This window comes from Polaromonas sp. CG_23.6, from assembly GCF_029892315.1.
Classification (GTDB): Bacteria; Pseudomonadota; Gammaproteobacteria; order Burkholderiales; family Burkholderiaceae_C; genus Polaromonas.
In genome coordinates this window covers 3,142,222-3,159,610 of record NZ_JARXUY010000001.1, presented here as the reverse complement: position 1 = coordinate 3,159,610, position 17,389 = coordinate 3,142,222, and the positions used below count along the sequence as shown (strand labels likewise).

At 57.9% G+C, this 17,389-nt stretch carries 14 protein-coding genes and 1 riboswitch; of the genes, 3 read left to right on the top strand and 11 right to left on the bottom strand.

Annotated elements, in window-relative coordinates; all coding sequences use genetic code 11:
* The 9 genes from H4V98_RS14965 to H4V98_RS14925 form a co-directional block, all read right to left on the bottom strand.
* Complete coding sequence (locus H4V98_RS14965; RefSeq protein ID WP_280757664.1) at positions 1-480, bottom strand: type IV pilin protein; 480 nt, start codon at positions 478-480, stop codon at positions 1-3.
* Positions 477-4,259 carry a PilC/PilY family type IV pilus protein gene (locus tag H4V98_RS14960; protein WP_196862270.1) on the bottom strand — a complete coding sequence of 1,261 codons (3,783 nt, stop codon included), beginning with the start codon at positions 4,257-4,259 and terminating at the stop codon, positions 477-479. The genes H4V98_RS14965 and H4V98_RS14960 overlap by 4 nt, the downstream gene beginning before the upstream one ends.
* 21 nt (positions 4,260-4,280) lie before the next feature.
* A complete protein-coding gene (locus H4V98_RS14955; RefSeq protein ID WP_231374579.1) occupies positions 4,281-5,057 on the bottom strand; it encodes a PilX N-terminal domain-containing pilus assembly protein in 777 nt (258 codons plus the stop codon).
* Positions 5,032-6,108 carry a PilW family protein gene (locus tag H4V98_RS14950; RefSeq protein WP_196862268.1) on the bottom strand — a complete coding sequence of 359 codons (1,077 nt, stop codon included), beginning with the start codon at positions 6,106-6,108 and terminating at the stop codon, positions 5,032-5,034. Before H4V98_RS14950 ends, H4V98_RS14955 begins: the two co-directional genes overlap by 26 nt.
* Positions 6,105-6,695, bottom strand: a complete 591-nt coding sequence (gene pilV, locus H4V98_RS14945) for a type IV pilus modification protein PilV (protein ID WP_196862267.1) — start codon at positions 6,693-6,695, stop codon at positions 6,105-6,107. The genes H4V98_RS14950 and pilV overlap by 4 nt, the downstream gene beginning before the upstream one ends.
* Positions 6,696-6,714: 19 nt before the next feature.
* On the bottom strand, positions 6,715-7,269 hold the full coding sequence (locus H4V98_RS14940) for a GspH/FimT family pseudopilin (protein WP_196862266.1): 555 nt from the start codon (positions 7,267-7,269) through the stop codon (positions 6,715-6,717).
* 87 nt (positions 7,270-7,356) lie between these two features.
* Positions 7,357-7,806, bottom strand: a complete 450-nt coding sequence (gene nrdR, locus H4V98_RS14935) for a transcriptional regulator NrdR (protein ID WP_196862265.1) — start codon at positions 7,804-7,806, stop codon at positions 7,357-7,359.
* A gap of 127 nt (positions 7,807-7,933) precedes the next feature.
* Complete coding sequence (gene glyA / locus H4V98_RS14930) at positions 7,934-9,178, bottom strand: serine hydroxymethyltransferase (protein WP_196862264.1); 1,245 nt, start codon at positions 9,176-9,178, stop codon at positions 7,934-7,936.
* 59 nt (positions 9,179-9,237) lie between these two features.
* Positions 9,238-9,369: riboswitch (ZMP/ZTP riboswitch) on the bottom strand.
* 38 nt (positions 9,370-9,407) lie between these two features.
* On the bottom strand, positions 9,408-10,292 hold the full coding sequence (locus tag H4V98_RS14925) for a lytic transglycosylase domain-containing protein (RefSeq protein ID WP_196862263.1): 885 nt from the start codon (positions 10,290-10,292) through the stop codon (positions 9,408-9,410).
* Positions 10,293-11,376: 1,084 nt separating this feature from the next.
* Here H4V98_RS14925 and H4V98_RS14920 point away from each other — a divergent pair.
* The 3 genes from H4V98_RS14920 to H4V98_RS14910 all read left to right on the top strand — a co-directional run bounded on the left by H4V98_RS14920 (position 11,377) and on the right by H4V98_RS14910 (position 14,944).
* The gene (locus H4V98_RS14920) at positions 11,377-14,238 is read left to right on the top strand and encodes a DUF349 domain-containing protein (RefSeq protein ID WP_196862262.1); all 2,862 of its coding nucleotides are present in this window, start codon (positions 11,377-11,379) and stop codon (positions 14,236-14,238) included.
* Between the two features lie 182 nt (positions 14,239-14,420).
* Positions 14,421-14,654: a hypothetical protein gene (locus tag H4V98_RS14915; protein ID WP_196862261.1), complete on the top strand. Its 234-nt coding sequence runs from the start codon at positions 14,421-14,423 to the stop codon at positions 14,652-14,654.
* A 17-nt stretch (positions 14,655-14,671) separates the two neighbouring features.
* Entirely contained in the window at positions 14,672-14,944 is a 273-nt protein-coding gene (locus tag H4V98_RS14910) for a hypothetical protein (RefSeq protein WP_196862260.1), read from the top strand.
* A gap of 306 nt (positions 14,945-15,250) precedes the next feature.
* On the opposite strand, the gene kynA is transcribed toward H4V98_RS14910, so the two are convergent.
* Both kynA and kynU read right to left on the bottom strand, forming a co-directional pair.
* The gene (gene kynA, locus H4V98_RS14905; protein ID WP_196862259.1) at positions 15,251-16,099 is read right to left on the bottom strand and encodes a tryptophan 2,3-dioxygenase; all 849 of its coding nucleotides are present in this window, start codon (positions 16,097-16,099) and stop codon (positions 15,251-15,253) included.
* 1 nt (position 16,100) lies between these two features.
* On the bottom strand, positions 16,101-17,378 hold the full coding sequence (kynU, locus tag H4V98_RS14900; protein ID WP_196862258.1) for a kynureninase: 1,278 nt from the start codon (positions 17,376-17,378) through the stop codon (positions 16,101-16,103).
* Positions 17,379-17,389: the final 11 nt, after the last annotated feature.

Sequence of the window (17,389 nt, the reverse complement as noted above, 5' to 3'; positions counted from 1 at the left end):
TCAGCGATCCCAGCATTCGCGGGTGATTGCACCGCGGTTGCCTTGACCTGCCGCACCTTTCAGGTTGCGGTTATCAAGCAACATCACACCACAGGTGTCATTGGCCTGGGCATTTGCCGGCGTGGCAAGCAGGGTAAAAGCTGTTGTAGTCGGATTGGCCGAAAAGGTGATGTTGTAGCGTGCAGTTCCGCTCAAGGGTGTCTGATTCAGACCCCAGGACGCAATCAGGGCATCATTGACGACAGCGGCATTTCCTGCAGCGTCTTTGGTGATCGCATAGCTTGACTCCAAGGTATAGATTTGTTCAAGCCGCTGTGCCACAGCCAGTAGCGTGTTTTTGGCTTCTGCCCGATGGCTTCTTAGCACGTAACCGTTGTAGCTAGGAAGCGCTATGGCAGACAGGATCGCGACGACGGCCACCGTGATCATCAATTCGATCAACGTGAAACCGCAATATCTCTTCATTGTCAAAGGGCTCATGGCAAGCTCCGCGTCAAGATTTCACGCCACGAATAACGTCCCTTGGGCGCCACGCCTCGGACAAGGAACGGGCTGTTCTGGCCTTTGCAATCGTCCTGATTGCACAGTATTTTTTCTCCTTTGTCGTTGGAATAAGTACTGCTGACCTTGATCACTCCGGTGGAACTAAGGCCTACGCCTCCAACCAGCATGCTTCCATCAACGACCATCTCACCAATCTTGCCTTTGCAAATATCAACAGCCATCAAAAATCCAGTGTTACCCGGCGTGCACACATCTCCTGTGGGCCGGGTGGAGGCGAAAAGCACCTTGCCGGTGTCAGGCGGCAGGGTGGAGTTGGACAGTATGCGTTCACCTCCTGCGAAAAGCATTTTCCATCCTCGCTTGTTGATCAGGTTGGGCGTTGTCCAATTTCTCACTGCGGTTGTGGAAACGGTTGACGATGTATAGGGAATATTCACAATATCGGCAGCAGCAACCGTCAACGCAGAAGAAGGGCCCTTGTCGATAACGGCATAAAGGCTTCTGGTCGCTGAGTCCGAATAGTCCGTATCTTCATTAAGTTTTCCCGTGCCAAAAAATACATTCCAGCCAATGCCGTCACAAGCCGGAATAACAGATGGTGCAGTGGTAATGGGCTCTCCGGATGCATAGACCTTTCCGAGGTAGCGCCATACACCGCCACCTGCCGGGCCTGATTTTGCAACAACATAGTCTGTACCAGTTGAATTCAGTTTGGAAAACTGGAACTTGTGCATGTTTCCAAGTAAATCACCGGCATAAACTGTGTCTATCAATCCATCGTTGTCAGTATCGACCGGCCTGGGGGTTGAAAGGCCATTGTCGGGACCAGTGTTGTCAGCTACCAGTTTAGACACGCTACTGCCCGTGTTGGCATCCAGTAAAAACAGCGCTGCCCTTCCTGCCGTGGAGCCATAACCGTTGCCAACAATGACGCGCCATACGCCTGTAGATGTTGTCGCATCAGCCACCTTGGCAATTTGCGTACTGGCGTTGTTGATCGGATCTATTGCTGATTCGTTGAACGTATATCCCAAGTCGCCGTCTTGCGCAGAAGTGAATTCCCACAAAGGCAAAGTGGCGCTTAGTGTTAATTCGGTTGAACTGAAAAAACTGCTCTGGGTTGTGATGTCGAGCGCGTAATAACCTTTGCCGCCCGCACCCAGACCGCCTACTAAAACAGTACTCCAGGCACCTGTGCTTTTTTGAATATCTGCCACCATCGGAGTGCTGTCCACGAAAAACCTGTGCTCGAAATTCAAGGCGGTCAGTGCGGGAAGATTGGCAAAGACAGAGCCGGGGACATACCCAAACAATTCCTTACCATCAATTCCTGAAAATGCATGAAGCATACCGTCATTTGCGCCTACGTAAATCACGGGAGGGCGCGTCTTGTTGATGACGCGATAGGCGGTATGGCCCAAAAAATTCGGTCCTGAATAGGCGCTGCCCGCGCCCGACAGGGAAGTGATGCCGGAGTTGACAATGTCACCAAGCAGGGTATTTTCCCTTTTACGGAAAAGACCATTGTTTTCACTGGTCCGGTCTCCACGTAAATAATCCAGACGGGCTTGGCCCTGACTATCGGATGCAGCCAGAATACTTTGCTGAGCATTGTTTAGGCTGGTCCACTGTAGTGGCATCGAAGTAAATGATGCAGTGCGTGATGAAGTAAATATTTTTCTGGTTGAAGGCAGCAAAGGCGTTGTCACATAGGCAGGAAATGGCCCTGTGGTTTTAAACCAGTTGGAGGCTTCCCAAATTGGCGTGCTGGCACACTGGCTTGCACTTTGTGATGGAGAACAGGACATAACGGAACCAGTCCATCCTTTTGGGTTATAACTGGCGTACAGGCTTTGGCTTCCAAGGGTCTGGCGAGTGGAATTGACTGCCGCGCTGGAAGCAGAATTGGCTCCAGAACGGCTGGCAATGTCAGCGAACGCACCACTGAGTCCTGCACGCATTGTAATAGGATCATTTCCAGCAAACCAAGTGTCAGGTATGCCGTCCCTTACGCCATTTTTTAAGGCATTCCATGAATCAGGATTGGTGTTCGGATTATTTCCGGTCACTGCATCAGTTCTGAATCCACCATATTTGGTGGCAAGCCAGTACTGACTTTTTTTTCCTGGTGCAGAAGGTGACTCGAGAACATCAACCCAGTAAGTGCTGATGGTTTGTTTTCCAACCAAATCAGACCGAATATCATTGGTATTGGCCCAGTGCGCCAGTCCTGCTATATACGGCGTGTTGCCGCCGCTTACACCGCTTCCAGAGCCGACGCCAAAAGCCCCATTGTCCGCCATGCCCTCCAGATTGCGTGTGATATCCCAAAGGCTTTGGACATTCAGGTTGTCCGGATCAGTGGGCATGTCTGCACTGCATCGTGTATTGGTCGAGCCAGGGAGATTGCCGTCACAATGGGTATTGATGTCACCAATGCCGAGAATGAAATTCTTCTGGCATGAATTGATGATGGGATCACGCGTCCCCCCTCGTAAAAGGTTACTGCCGGTAATCACGGGGAAATTATCGGTTATGGCTGCGGTCAGGGGACTTGAATAAGAAGGAGGAGGTGCCCTGCCACGAAGATAAAGCTGAGCCGCGTAGAAAAGCTCGCTCACGTTGTCATAAGTTTCATAACTGCCGGAGTATCCAAATTTGTTCAGGTAGTTGATCAAGCCGGATTTTGTGTCGGTTTTGCCAATCAACGCATCCGTAGTTGAGGCGTCTGCTGCATCCGGGTTTTCATAAATGATGCCGGAAGTCGAATCCCATTCAGGAACCGGATTTGCTGCTATGCCACCGCCAGCTATGGCGGCGTTGGGACCGACGCTTTTCATCGCAGAGCGCAACACAGCACCATCACGGTAATCATTCACATTGAGATACCCCAGCGCAGCAAATCGCATATTTCTGCTGTACTCCTGAATCAATCCTTCTGGCTTGGCCACTCCAGAATACTGGCTTTTACAGTTTGCTTCTTTACTCACATCCGGGATGGTTGCCCCAACCGGAACTGCTACGCAAGCTTCGACTCGTATGTTGAAGCAGGTGCTTGTGGCTGGCAGTGATGGCGTAGCCACTGCACAGCTTGCCTGCTGATTTGCCGCTGATAAGTTGATGAAATTGTTGCTGTCCGACACTACAAATTTTGAACCGTAGCCAAAAGAACGAACAATTTTATTTACGCCTGTCAGGGGCATTCCCTGAGTGGTAACAATCAAATTTTTCAATGGGTTGTTGTTGAGGCCGCCCTGCTGGCTGCCGAATGACCGGATCAGTACCGTGCGGCCTGTCGTATCTCCGTTGTCCGGGTTGGGACTGCGTTTGGCCATTGTGGAAAAATTGTCACGGGTGCCTCCCGTCATGACAGACCTGAACTGATCCAGATTGGTCATGGTGAGCCAGTTCAGCAGGTTGCCACTCCACTCGCTGGAGCTTGGGCATGCGCCGGTGTTGATGATTTGCTTACTGACAGGTTTGAAGACTTCGTTGACCGTGTCGTAAACATAGCATTTGCGGTTGTCGAAATAGCCGTAGTAGCGTGTGGCGAATGTATATCCGGTGGAGGTATATGAAACCTGGTTACCTGTTGGAAATTCCACCGACAAGGCCAGCACCACATTGCCAGGAATGGAGATGCCTTCTGGCGGCCTCTGGCTTGGCGTAAAAGCAGATGTCAGGGAAGAAAATGCCAGAGCGGCCATCAGCAAAGCAGTTCTGAAACTATATTTTTTTTGAATAACCGAATTCATTGTGGTTTCCTTGCCCGAGGACTAAAGAGGAGAAAAAACCGATTGAAGCGTGACGGATGTAATGACACTGCCGCTTCCCAAAATTCGACCGAATCCCACTGCCGTTATCCTGAAGAATATTTTGGCGGACGTGTTTCTGATATTCAGATCGACGGGGGTGAACACTTCAATTATGTAGCGCGGGGGCCGCGATCCTTGCGTGTTGGCGGGCGCAAATGACGTCAGCGGCGCATTGGTAAATGTGCCGTACTCGATGGTGGGTACCGCTTGCGTGAGGGTTCCACTGCAAGGATAAGACGCTGTATTGGGACCCCAGTCTGCGCCACTCCAGAGCGGCCTGACTAAGCCACAGGTACTGCCGGTTACGTCTACGGCATAGACGCCCCGGTTTTCGGGGGTAAGGCTCAAGCCTCCGTCCCGAAGCGCTATGGGGGTGACAGGGTCCGTGAGAGCCTCGTTTCGTGCGGACCAGAAGGTGGCTGCTTCTGTCGCATTCAATGGACGGGAGCCGGCCGGCCGCAACAATGTGCACAGGCCGGGTGCGCAGTACTGTCCATCAAAGCGCACGCCCAGTATGTCGCGCTCTGCATCGCGCAAGGCAAGCTCTGCGTTTTCCCGGGCGAGCGAAAGGTCGCGATTATTCGCTGCAGATCGCTCTTCAAAAAGTGATCCGCGAACGGCCATGACGCCTAACAGTGACAGCACCATCAGAAAAATGACGGCCGTCACCAACACAAATCCTTGCTGCTGCACAGGGATGCGGGTGAAACAATCAGTTGGGCGAGGAGTAAATGGCATTTCTGAGCGTGGTTACTGAGGTGAATCGTTTCCAAAGCCGGTTGTCTCCCGCATTTCTGGCCACGTCCGCAAGAAAATTGCCGTTGTTGTCGCGTCGGCAGGTTGGCCGGAAGGGCTGTAGCGCTGCAGTACCTGAAGCCGCCGAACCGCTGGTTGTCGCTGTAGCGGACACCATGCAAACCTCCACCGCCGAGACATTGGCCCAACCCAGCGCGGAGGCTGCTACCGTGGCTGCGTTGACATACTGCGACTGGGCTCCCCCGGCCGCTGGCACTGTATTGCCTAGAGCCGCTGCAACCCCTGGCTGGGCTGTTTGATAGCGCAGTACAAATTCCTCAACACCTCGCGCCAAGGGTTGCGGAATGTTGTTCCCGGAGCCCGCGCAGTACAACTCGTTGATAGTGTCGGTACTGGTCTGTACAAAGTACCTGTTGATGATGATTTTTGCACCTGCAGGCGCGATGCCCTGTTGGTTGCAGTCGCGTCCTTCACCTGTGGCAGCATTAGGTGACAGCAGGCTTTTGATGGGATTAGCGGTTGCACTGGGAGCCGCCTGAAATGCTATCTGCAGGGATTGCTGTGTGGCATTGGCGGCGCCGCATGCCGGCGCTGCTGTTCCTGCAATCATGATGGCATTGGGTGTGCCGGTCATTGCGCCATCGCAGCCAAAGACCGGCAACAGGCCTGGGAAAAACTGTGTCAGCGGCGCTTCGAGGGCTGCGGCTTCTGGTACGCGCTGGTAAAGGTTCGACAACTTGGCATTCCCTGGATTGAACAGGGACGCAGCCTGGGGTTGACCGGAAATATCGAAGTCGAAAATGTCGACATAGCCTGCCAAGGAAAGGTCATGCTGCAGCAGCCGCTGGACGATAGAAGCAGGTTCATTGAGTTCTGACTGATTTTCCCGTTGCCTCGCAAGATTGGTACTGTTGAGATAGGCTGTGCCGATAGCAATCAGAATGACCAGTGCTATCGTGAGTGCAACCAGTACCTCGATTAGCGTCATCCCGTTTTGGCGTTGATCAAGCTTGCGGGTTTTTTCGTTTGTCATGGAGTTACCAGCACGGTAAGGCATCGAACACCTCCTACCCGAGGTGCAGGGCAGCCTTGATCGACCGGTACTGGATCGGGATTGGCCGCCGTGCCGACTTCGTTCTGCTGCTTTTCCTGCCACATGACGATCACCTGCCGCGCGGTTCGATCGGTTTCCCCGCCAGCACCTGTGAGTGGGAAAATAGCACCTCGACCGTCAGGCAACGCTTGAAGTGACAAGCGCCAGTCACGCATGTCCTTGACGGCTGACTGTGCTGATGTGCAAGCTGTCGTCAAACCGCAGACAGGGTCAGCAGGTAAGGCAGCCAGTGTTGCAGCTGCATAAGCCTGGGGGGCAAGATAGGTGCTGGTCGGATTGGGTGGAGTAGCGTCGATGACCGCATTGCTGTTTGCCTTGATTTTTTCGGTGATGAATTGAGCCTGCATCACGGCCTGGTTGCGCATCTGTGCGGTTTGCTGATAGCGGGTGGCAGCCAATTGAAGACCAGCCGCACCAAGCAAGCCTATCGCGACGACGAGCATGGTCACCAAAATTTCGATCAGGGTGGCCCCTTGCTGGTTTTTTATGGATGTATTCAGCGTCATTTTGAATACCGTCGTCCGCTTATGCGCCACAGGTTGTGGTTAAATTTAAAAACTGGTCATTGTTGTAGACCCTGAGCCGGCCCGTCCTAGCAATGCATATATATTTGGATAGCGAACTGTCGACAGCTGGAAAGTCTCTCACCATCAAATGAGCTCCTGCAAAGTTGCCAACAGGCAACCCATTGGGCAAAAAGGTAATGGAGCGGGCTGCGTTGATATTTGGGGTAAGGGTCGCTCGGTTCACAGGCAGCGTGTCTTGCAATATGTTGCCACCAACTGCCGTTACGACGATCCAGCCCATCTCATAACCTGAGGCGGTGCAAATAGCCCCATCGCTGCTCGCACAAATAGTTATAGCTAGATTTTGCCGAACGGCCTCGTTGCGCGCGAAATAAAACGACTGAGTCCAATCGTTTACCGAAACCCGAATTCGGTTGCTCACGACCATTGCGTTCCATGATGGTGTGGCCAATGCAGCAATGATTGCCACCATCGTCATCACCACCATAAGTTCGATCAGGGTAAAACCAGAATGGACAGATTTAGTGTGGTGATTTAGGGGCCAGCATTTCATTCTTTCAATATAAAACAAAATTTACATTGCACTGTCGGCATACCGCTGAAAGGTTATTTTCAATAGCTGAGCGGTAACGGGAAAGGGTTACCGCCCTACCTCATCCACCATCGCTTTGAACTCGTCAATATCCTCAAAACTCCGGTACACGCTGGCAAAGCGGATATAGGCAATCTTGTCGAGTTTCTTGAGTTGCTGCATCACCAGTTCGCCCAAGTGGGCCGACGCCACCTCGCGCAGGCCCAGGTTCAGCAGCTTTTCCTCGATCTGTTCGACGGCTGCATCCACTTGCGCGGTGCCGACCGGACGCTTGCGCAGCGCCAGGGTCATGGAGCCAAGAATCTTGCTGCGCTGGTAATCGGTGCGGCGGCCGTCTTTCTTGACGATGGACGGAAAGCTGACGTCGGCGCGCTCATAGGTGGTGAAACGCTTTTCGCAGGCCGCGCACTGGCGGCGGCGGCGAATAAAGTCGGCGTCTTCTGAAATCCGGGTTTCGACGACCTGGGTTTCAAGGTGGCCGCAGAAAGGGCATTTCATTTGTTTAACCCCGATTTATTTGATTAAACTGCCCTTTGGCCTAATGCCAGCGGAGGGCTATAGCTACTGAAAACGTAGCAGTCGTGGATCCCGGCACAGGGCCGAGATGACAGACTCGATAAATCGATCAGCCGTAAACCGGAAACCGGCTTGTCAATGCATGGACCTTGGCGCGAACCGCTTCAATATTGGCCGCATCGCGCGGATTGTCCAGCACGTCAGCGATCAGATTGGCCGTCATGCGCGCTTCCTCATCCTTGAAGCCGCGTGTGGTCATGGCCGGGGTGCCGATGCGCACTCCGCTGGTGACCATCGGCTTTTCCGGGTCGTTTGGAATGGCGTTCTTGTTGATGGTCATGTGGGCGCTGCCCAGCACGGCTTCGGCTTCCTTGCCGGTGATGCCCTTGGCGCGCAAATCCACCAGCATGACGTGGCTTTCGGTCCGGCCACTAACGATGCGCAGGCCGCGCTCGGTCAACGTTTCGGCAACGATCTGGGCGTTCTTCAGGACTTGCTGCTGGTAGGTCTTGAACTCGGGCGTCAGCGCTTCCTTGAAAGCGATGGCTTTGGCTGCAATCACGTGCATCAGCGGGCCGCCCTGCAGGCCAGGGAAGATGGCGCTGTTAATTGCTTTTTCGTGCTGGGCCTTCATCAGGATGATGCCGCCGCGTGGGCCGCGCAGGCTCTTGTGGGTGGTCGAGGTCACGACGTCTGCATACGGCACGGGGTTCGGATAGATGCCAGCGGCAATCAAGCCGGCGTAATGCGCCATGTCCACCAGGAAAATCGCGCCGACGTCCTTGGCGACTTTGGCGAAGCGCTCGAAGTCAATGCGCAGGCTGTAGGCAGATGCGCCTGCAATGATGAGCTTGGGCTTGCTTTCGTGGGCCTTACGCTCCATCGCGTCATAGTCGATTTCTTCCTTGTCGTTCAGGCCGTAGGACACGACGTTGAACCACTTGCCGCTCATGTTCAATGACATGCCATGCGTCAGGTGACCGCCTTCGGCCAGGCTCATGCCCATGATGGTGTCGCCGGGCTTGAGGAAGGCAAGGAAGACGGCTTCGTTGGCAGAAGCGCCGCAATGCGGTTGCACGTTGGCGGCATCGGCACCAAAAATCTGCTTGACGCGGTCAATGGCGAGTTGCTCGGCCACATCGACGTGTTCGCAGCCGCCGTAGTAGCGGCGGCCGGGGTAGCCTTCGGCGTATTTATTGGTCAGTTGCGAGCCTTGCGCGGCCATGACGGCAGGCGAGGCGTAATTTTCACTGGCGATCAGTTCGATGTGATGCTCTTGGCGGGCGTTTTCAGCCTCGATGGCAGCAAAAATTTCAGGATCGGTCTGTTCGATGAGAATATTGCGGTGGTACATGGCAGTCCTTCAAGACTTTGGTTCCTTGTCCTTTGGCTTTGATGCAAAGCAAAGGAAGCAAGGGCTGCCCAGGCGAACGGCTAAACGCTTTTTGGCCCAATGGCCGCAAACGGTGCGCTTCCCCGTGGTGTCCCACGTCCGCATCAATGGTTGTAAAACCTGGATGCCTATCGCCAGTCGCGCACCGCGCTAGTGTAGCGTAGCGTGTCCGGCCGACACGTTAAGGGCTTTACGATTCGTCCAATTGCACCATGTCCTGTGCGGGTTTGCGCTCAGCAGGAAAGGACACAGACGTGGTTTGCGCAGGGGCTGGTGTTGCCACAAAACGCGGTGCAGTCGTTGGTGGGCGCTGGCCGCCCACCACAGCCAGCAGTCGGGCACGTTCGGCCATGACCTTGTTGGCATAGCCGCCATCGCTTTCAAGGTTGGCAGCGCCAACATAGTATTTCAGTCCTCCTTCGATGGAACCAGCGCGCGTGATGCACTCCTGCAGCACCTTGACACCAACACGCAGGTTGGCCACCGGATCAAAGGCGGCGAGCCGGCCGCCGATCTTGGCATATTTGTCATGGTGAATCTGCGTCATTACCTGCATCAGGCCCTGGGCGCCGACCGGGCTTTGTGCAAATGGGTTAAAGCCCGATTCAATCGCCATGATCGCCAGGATCAAGGTCGGATCAAGCTTGACCTTGTGGCCAATATCGAAAGCTTCAGCCACCAATGTTCCGACGGGTTCCTGCGCCACCGAATACTTCTTGCTGATCCATAAAGCGACTGCCGCCTGTTGGCTGGAAAGAACCTTTGGCTTGTCGGCAGGTGAAGGTTCGGCCGTAGCCTGTTGTGCGGGCACGATGCTTTCGGATTCCACCGCAGTGCCGCGCCGCTCCTGCAGCCAGGCCATCAGCTTGACTTCGCTTGTGTCGCGCAGATCGGGTCGGGCCATCAGCGTGACAACGGCAAAGACAACGGCCAGGCCCAAAAGGGCAAAGCTGCTGTGCGTAATCACAAAAAATCCGCGGGCAATGTCGTCGGCAACTGTTCCAAAGCTGCTTTTCAAATTACTCAGACAAGTCTTGACGTTGAAATCAAAACGGTTATTCGCTAGCGCTGTCATAGCACTCCTTTCTTTGCATGCAAACCTTTTGAGGCGGAGCAGGCTTTGATCGGGTCGCCATCAAACCATGCAGCTGTCTGCAGGTTGTTGACCCTCGAGGATGCTGCCTGGAAAGGCAGCGCGTTCGGGTAAGCCCTTGCTTTGCAGGACTTGGTCGCATTCTAATTACGCGTTAAATAACCTGTCAATCATAAAGATTTACTTCAATATATGAAAAAATGTTTAAAAAAGACCTTTTTTGTCGAAAATCTCGTTATTTTCCGAATTCGAGCGTTTCTTTGCAATGCTTGCTTCATGTAACGTCTTGTGCTGATCGGTTGGAGATTTTTTGAAAAGGACCCAAAATGATCCAAAGAAAATCTCAATCAATTCGGTTTACGTGATTGAAAACTTAGACTTGCCGTTGTAAAGCGATGGTTTTAATCTTCACTTGTCCGGGTTTTCGGACGCCAACCGGGTAACCAATCCCGGTAATGCCTGGAAGCAATCACTTGCTTCCATCGCACTGGGGACGATTCATCTCTCCTTTTGCGTAGCCAGATGGCATGGGTTTTATGCCCGCCATCAACCCCGGTCAGTCATGCTGACCGGGGTTTTTTTATATTGATTTCTTTCGGCATGCAATTCTGCGCGGCCAAACTGTCTGAACATTTTTTGTTCTTGGGCCAGTTCGGTGCTTCATTCACTTCGCTGACATCAACGTGTGACCTGTACTGCGGGAGCTTGTCTGCTTCTTCGCAAAGTGCAAGATGGTCAAGAAACACTTGGTTTTTAGTGATTTGCCGCCTTCCGGCTGTTTTGAGAACTGCCCGGACCAAGCCGCCAGACGCAAAATGGACACCGTACACCGAACTTAATTTGGCAATGCCATAAAAACAGCGAAAATACGTGGATTGCTTTAATGTCTAAAGTTGTAGGTAGCCAGGCCTTGCAAGCCACAAACCAAATTTTTCTTCGCTGACAGAACTTCCTGCTCTTCGCCCCTTGAGTCTTGACGCTGCCGGCAGGCACGCCCGTCGGGGGCTTTGAATGCGTGGCGCAGGTGCTGTTGCTGGCGGCTTTTTTTCCGAAACGATTGTTAACTATGCTGCGCTTTCCCTTGTCCAAATCTTCCAAAGCCGACGCCACGCCGGCCGCCGCCGTGAAAACCGGCACTGCCAAAACCGCCAAAACCGCAGAAGCCCATCCGCTGGATGGCCTGACCGGCGGCGCTTTTTCAGCCTCCACCTCGGGCGAGCGGGCTTCCCGCATCCGTCAGTGGCTGACCACCGATCCCAGCGTCGAGCAGATGGCCGAGGTGTACAAAGACCTGGCCAACCGCGACAAGGGCGCGGCCAAGCCTTTGAAGGAAAAGCTTGACGAAGCCCGGCGCAGCAAAGGCCAGGAAGCTGTCGCCGCCGAATGGGCTGAAAAAGCCCAGGCGCTGCTGGCGTTGCCCAAGCTCAACCTGGCCAATGCCCTGGCCTGGCAGCGCGACGCCGCCAAAGCCGGTGCGCCTCTGTCCAAAGAGCCGCTGGCCGGACTGAAGGTGCAGCTCGCCGAGCGCGTCAAGACGATTGAAGACCTGCAGCACCGCACCCAGGTGCAACGCGAAGCCGCCGTGTTGATCGCCCAGCGCATTGAAGTGCTGTCGATCAAGCCGTGGCGCGACGCCGAGTCCGTGCTTGAAACGCTGCGCACCGACGTGGCGCACTGGCAGGCACAGGCTGACGAAGTGGCGCAGGACGCCAATTGGGCCAGCGTCGATGCCAAGTTCCCGCCGCTGCTCGACGCCTCGCGCGGCCAGTTGCTGGCGGTCTGGGATGCGTTTCAAAGCGCCCTGGCCGTGGCCATGAAGGCTGCTGAAGACAGCGCTGCGCCGCTGCCTACCGTGCCGGTCTGGGCCGACGAGCTGCGCGCCGCGCGCGGCCTGCCAACTTTGAAATCCGAGCAGCAGGGCGCTGCCGACGCCGGCCAGCCTGCCCGCGCGCCCAAGACCCGGATGGACCCGGCCGCGCTGAACGACCTGCGCGCCAAGTCCTCCGCCTTCGTGCAGCAGGCCCTCGCCAGGCTGGAACACGAAGTCACCGAAGGCCACGGCAAGTCCACGCCCAAGGTGGCCGCCGAGCTGCGCCAGGCGCTGAAGGACAACATCCGCAACATCGACAGCAAGCTGGAAGCCGCCGCGCATGCCGCGCTGACCGCTGCTGGCGAACTCGAAGGCTGGCAGCGCTGGCGTGCCGACCAGATCCGCGAGGAACTGGTCGTAAAGGCCGAGGCATTGCTCGTCAAGCCACTCGGCGGTCGCAAGCAACAGGACGCGCTGCGCCACATGCGCGAGCAATGGAAGACCAGCGACCAGGGCGGCACGCCCAACCACGCGCTGTGGAAGCGTTTTGACGATGCCTGCAACGAAGCGCACAAGGTCGTCGAAGCCTGGCTGGAAAAGGTCAAGGAACAGGCCGAAGCCCAGAAGGCTCAGCGTCAGGCGCTGATCGACGAAGTGCTGGCCTGGGCCGAAGCCCACAAGGACAACAGCGACTGGAAGATGCACATTCGCAGCCTGAACGGCTTTGTCGAAAAATGGCGCGAAGCCGGCCACTTGGGCGACAAGGCGTTCGCCGAAATCCAGCCGCTCTGGAAAGCCGCCATGGACCAGGCCGACGCCGGCCTGACCGCCGCCCGAGGCGCGAGCCTGGCGCGCCGCCGCGCGATGATTGAGGAAGCACAAGCATTGGGCGCCGAGCCGCAGCTGCGAATCGACGCCGTGAAGTCGCTGCAGCAGCGCTGGCAGCATGAGGCGCAAAGCGTGCCGATCGAGCGCAAGCAGGAGCAAAAGCTCTGGGACGCTTTCCGCAAGCCGATTGACGACGCCTTCCAGCGCAAGACTGTCGAGCGCGAAAAATCTGCCGCCGCGCTGGGCGAGCACGACCGCTACGTGCTCGAAGCCGCCAAGGCCGTCGAGCAGGCCACCGCCAGCGGCGACGCGCAAAAAATCCATGCCGCCGCCAAGGCACTGGAAGCCGCCGTGCGCGGACAGGTCGCCGCCGCAGCCCAAGCCAAAACCGCCGCCGATGCCGCGCCTGCGGCCCCGGTTTCCGAATCAGATCAGCCTTCCGCGCAGGACGCGCCTATACAGGAAGCTATCGAAAGCGTAGCAACCGAGGCGACTGTCGATGCCGACGGCAACCCGACCGCCGAAGCCATTGAAGAGGGTTTTTCCGAGTCCTCGGAACCCGCCATCGCGCCCGCAGAGCCGGTCGCCCCGCCCAAGCCGGCGCCCAAGAAGATCGTCGCCATGCGCGGCGACGACCGCCCCGGCGCCCGCCGTGCCGAGCCCGCGTCCGCAGGCCGTGGCGGCAAGTTTGGCGACCGCAAAGACGCGCGACCGAGCGGCAAGCCCAGCGGCCCGCGCCAGAGCACCGACAACAAGTTCGAGCCTTACCGTCCCGAGCGCACCGAGCGTTTCAGCGAACGCAGCGAGCGTCCGGCATTTGAAGAGCGCGGCCCGCGCCTGGGCGATGCCGCCTTCCGCGCCCAGCGCGAGGCTTTCGAGGCCGCTAACCATGCGCTGAAAAAGCTCGCCATGCAGGCGCACGGCGAAGTGCTGACCAACCTCTTGACCGCGTGGGAAAAGCGCGACCCCGAGCAACTGCCTGCCGCGCAGGAACTGGGCAAGCAGGTTGCGCCAGCGGTGCGCACCAGCTGGGTGAAGGCGCTGGGCGAGCCAGCCGGAAAAGAGGCCGCTGAATCGCTGCTGCGCCTGGAAATGGCCGCCGAGCTGCCAACACCGGCCGAGCACATCAGCGCGCGCCGCATGTTGCAGCTGCAACTGCTGACCCGCCGCAATGCGCCGGCGCCAACCGAGACCTGGGGCGAGGACACCGCCAAGGTGCTGGCCGCCGAGTTCGACGCCAGCAATGCCCGACGCCTGCAAAACGCGCTGAAGGCCTTGCTCAAGCGCTGAAGCCGCGGGCCAGGTCCACAACGCAGCGTCGATGCCGCGTGACCCGGCCTCGATCAGCGCTGTCATTCCCGCGAAGGCGGGAATGACGAACGGAACCTCTGTCCCCGCCACCTTTTTCTTCCCACGCCATGACGCCCCAGGACTTTATTCAAAAATGAAGTCCCGGCGGCCCGGCGCACGGCATGAATGAAGAGCAGGGCGCGCAAAGCCATTTCCTGGACCTGTGCGAGCTGCTGGCCGTACCCAAGCCCGGCAGCGAAGCGGGCTATCTGTTCGAGGAAAAGAACAGCGTCATCGGCGGGCGCACGGGTTATGCCGACGTGTTCCGGCGCGGCGCCTTCGCCTCGGAAAACAAGGCGCCGGGCAAGAACCTCGACGCGCGCTCAAGCAACAGCTCAGCTACAGCCTCGCCCTAAGCAACCCGCCGATTCTGGTGGTCTGCGACCGCCTGACGATCCGCATTCACACCCAGTTCACCGGCCACCCGAGCGAAATGCACACGGTGCTGCTGGCCGAGCGCACACTGACCAAGCTCTACAACCAGCGCCCGGCGTGGCTGGACGCCGCCCACCAGGCGCTCGACGCCGCCGTGGCCGCCGCCTATGGCTGGCTGGACTACCGCGCCGACTTGCCGGACGAAGACATCCTCAAGCGCCTGCTGGCGCTGAACCTGCAGCGCGCCAAGACGCAGGGCGCTATTAAATAAATAGCTAATTAAGCATACGGGACGTGCGCAAAAGGCCTATTTGGTTAAAATTTTGCAAAGATTCACGGTTGAAACGCCTTTGCCCTCCCTGTCATTGCGGGCCTGACCCGCAATCCATGGCATCCCAGCCAGGCCGCAGCCAGGCAGCGGCTGGAACCCAGCGCACGTTTGACTGCGCAGGCAGGGCTGTCCGTCGGCAAAATTTTTTCGCTTGTCTGTCGTGCCGCATTTCTTTTCGGCCAGCGCCTGCGGTTTAGGGCTGAGACGCTTGATGCATCCAAGGGGTTTCTGGCCGATGCTGGCCGGCTACAAATCGGTGCGCAGCTTCCAGATTTCGGGAAACAGCACCACGTCGAGCATCTTGCGCAGGTAGCTCACGCCGCCGGTCCCGCCGGTGCCGCGCTTGAAGCCGATCACGCGCTCGACGGTGGTGACATGGCGAAAGCGCCAGAGCCGGAAGGCGTCCTCCAGATCGGTCAGTTCTTCGCCCAGCTGGTACAGGTCCCAGTACTTCTCGGGGTTGCGGTAAACCGTCAGCCAGGCGCTTTGCACCGCATCGTTTTCCGGGTAGCCCTGGGTCCAGTCGCGCTCGGTATGGCTGGCGGGCACATCCAGCCCGCGCCGGGCCAAAAGGCGCAATGCTTCGTCGTACAGCGACGGCGCTTCAAAAGCGGCTTGCACCTGTGCCAAAAGGTCGGGCCGGTGGGCGTGGGGTTTGAGCATGGCGGCGTTCTTGTTGCCCAGCGCAAACTCGATGCAGCGGTATTGCGCGCTCTGAAAACCGCTGGAGTTCGCCAGGTAGGGCCGTATGGCGCTGTATTCGGGCGGCGTCATGGTGGCCAGCACGTCCCAGGCGTGGACCAGTTGCTCCATGATCTTGCTGACGCGCGCCAGCTTCTTGAAGGCGCTGCCAAGTTCGTCCTGCGCCACGTTGGCAATCGCCGCATGCAGCTCGTGGAGCATCAGCTTCATCCAGAGTTCGCTGGTCTGGTGCTGGATGATGAACAGCATCTCGTCATGCGACGGCGACAGCGGCTGCTGCGCGCCGAGGAGGGCGTCCAGGTGCAGGTAGTCGCCATAGCTCATGCTCCGGCTGAAGTCGAGCTGCGCTTTTTCTTCGCGAACGATGTCGGCGGGTTGGGCGGTTGGGGTCATGTCAGGTCACCGCCTGCTTCTGGTTGAACCGGGCTTGCTGCCACTCGCCGGATTCCAGCACCTGCCGCAAATGCTCGACCGCCTGCCACACGTCTTCAAAGCCGATGTACAGCGGCGTCAATCCAAAGCGCAGGATGTCCAGGTGCCGGTTGCCGTCGCCCGCGCGGAAGTCGCCAATCACACCCCGGGCAATCAGCGCCTGCACGATGGCATAGGCGCCTTCGGGGCGCGTCAGGCAGACCTGCGAGCCGCGCTGCGCCGGGTCGCGCGGCGTTGCCAGCCCGAGGCCGTGGCCGGCGCAGCGCGCTTCAACCAGCGCGATGAACAGCTCGCTCAGCGCCAGCGACTTGGCGCGCAGCGCCGCCATGCCGCCCAATGGTTCGGCCGCCAGCACGGTGTCCAGCCCGCAATCGAGCGCTGCCAGGCTCAGGATTGGCTGCGTGCCGCACAAAAAGCGCGTGATGCCGGGGGCCGGGCGATAGTCGGGCGTGAACTCAAAGGGCGCGGCATGGCCCCACCAGCCGGCCAGCGGCTGCCAGAAACGGCTGGCGTGCCGTGAATGCGCCCAGACAAAGGCGGGTGCGCCGGGGCCGCCATTCAGGTATTTGTAGCTGCAGCCCACGGCGAAGTCGGCCTGCGCGCCGTTCAGGTCCACCGGCACCGCGCCGGCACTGTGCGCCAAGTCCCAGACCGCCAGGATGCCGGCTCGGTGGGCGGCCTGGGTCACGGCCGCGATGTCGTGCATCGCGCCGGTGCGGTAGTTGACATGCGTCAGCATCAGCACGGCAACTTCGGCGGTCAAGGCGCCGGCCATGTCCTCGGGCTCGACCAGCCGCAGTTGCAAGCCGCGTTCCCGGCACAGCGACTCGGCGATGTAGAGGTCGGTCGGAAAGTTGCTGCGTTCGCTGACCAGCACGGTGCGGACTGGCGCATCCTCGCGGGCGATGTTGAGCGCGGCGCTCAGCACCTTGTAGAGGTTGACCGACGTGCTGTCGGTGGCCACGACCTCGCCGGGCGCGGCGCCCACCAGCCGTGCAATCTTGTCGCCCAGGCGCTGCGGCGCATCGAACCAGCCGGCGCTGTTCCAGGAGCGGATCAGGCCCTGGCCCCATTCCTGCGTCACCGCCTCGGCCACGCGGGAGGCGGTGGCGGTGGGCAGCACGCCGAGCGAATTGCCATCGAGGTAAATCACGCCTTCGGGCAGCGTGAACTGCTGGCGCAGCGCGCGCAGCGGGTCTTGCGCATCCAGGGCGCGGCAGTCTTGCAGGGTGGGCGTCATGTCGGCGGTCT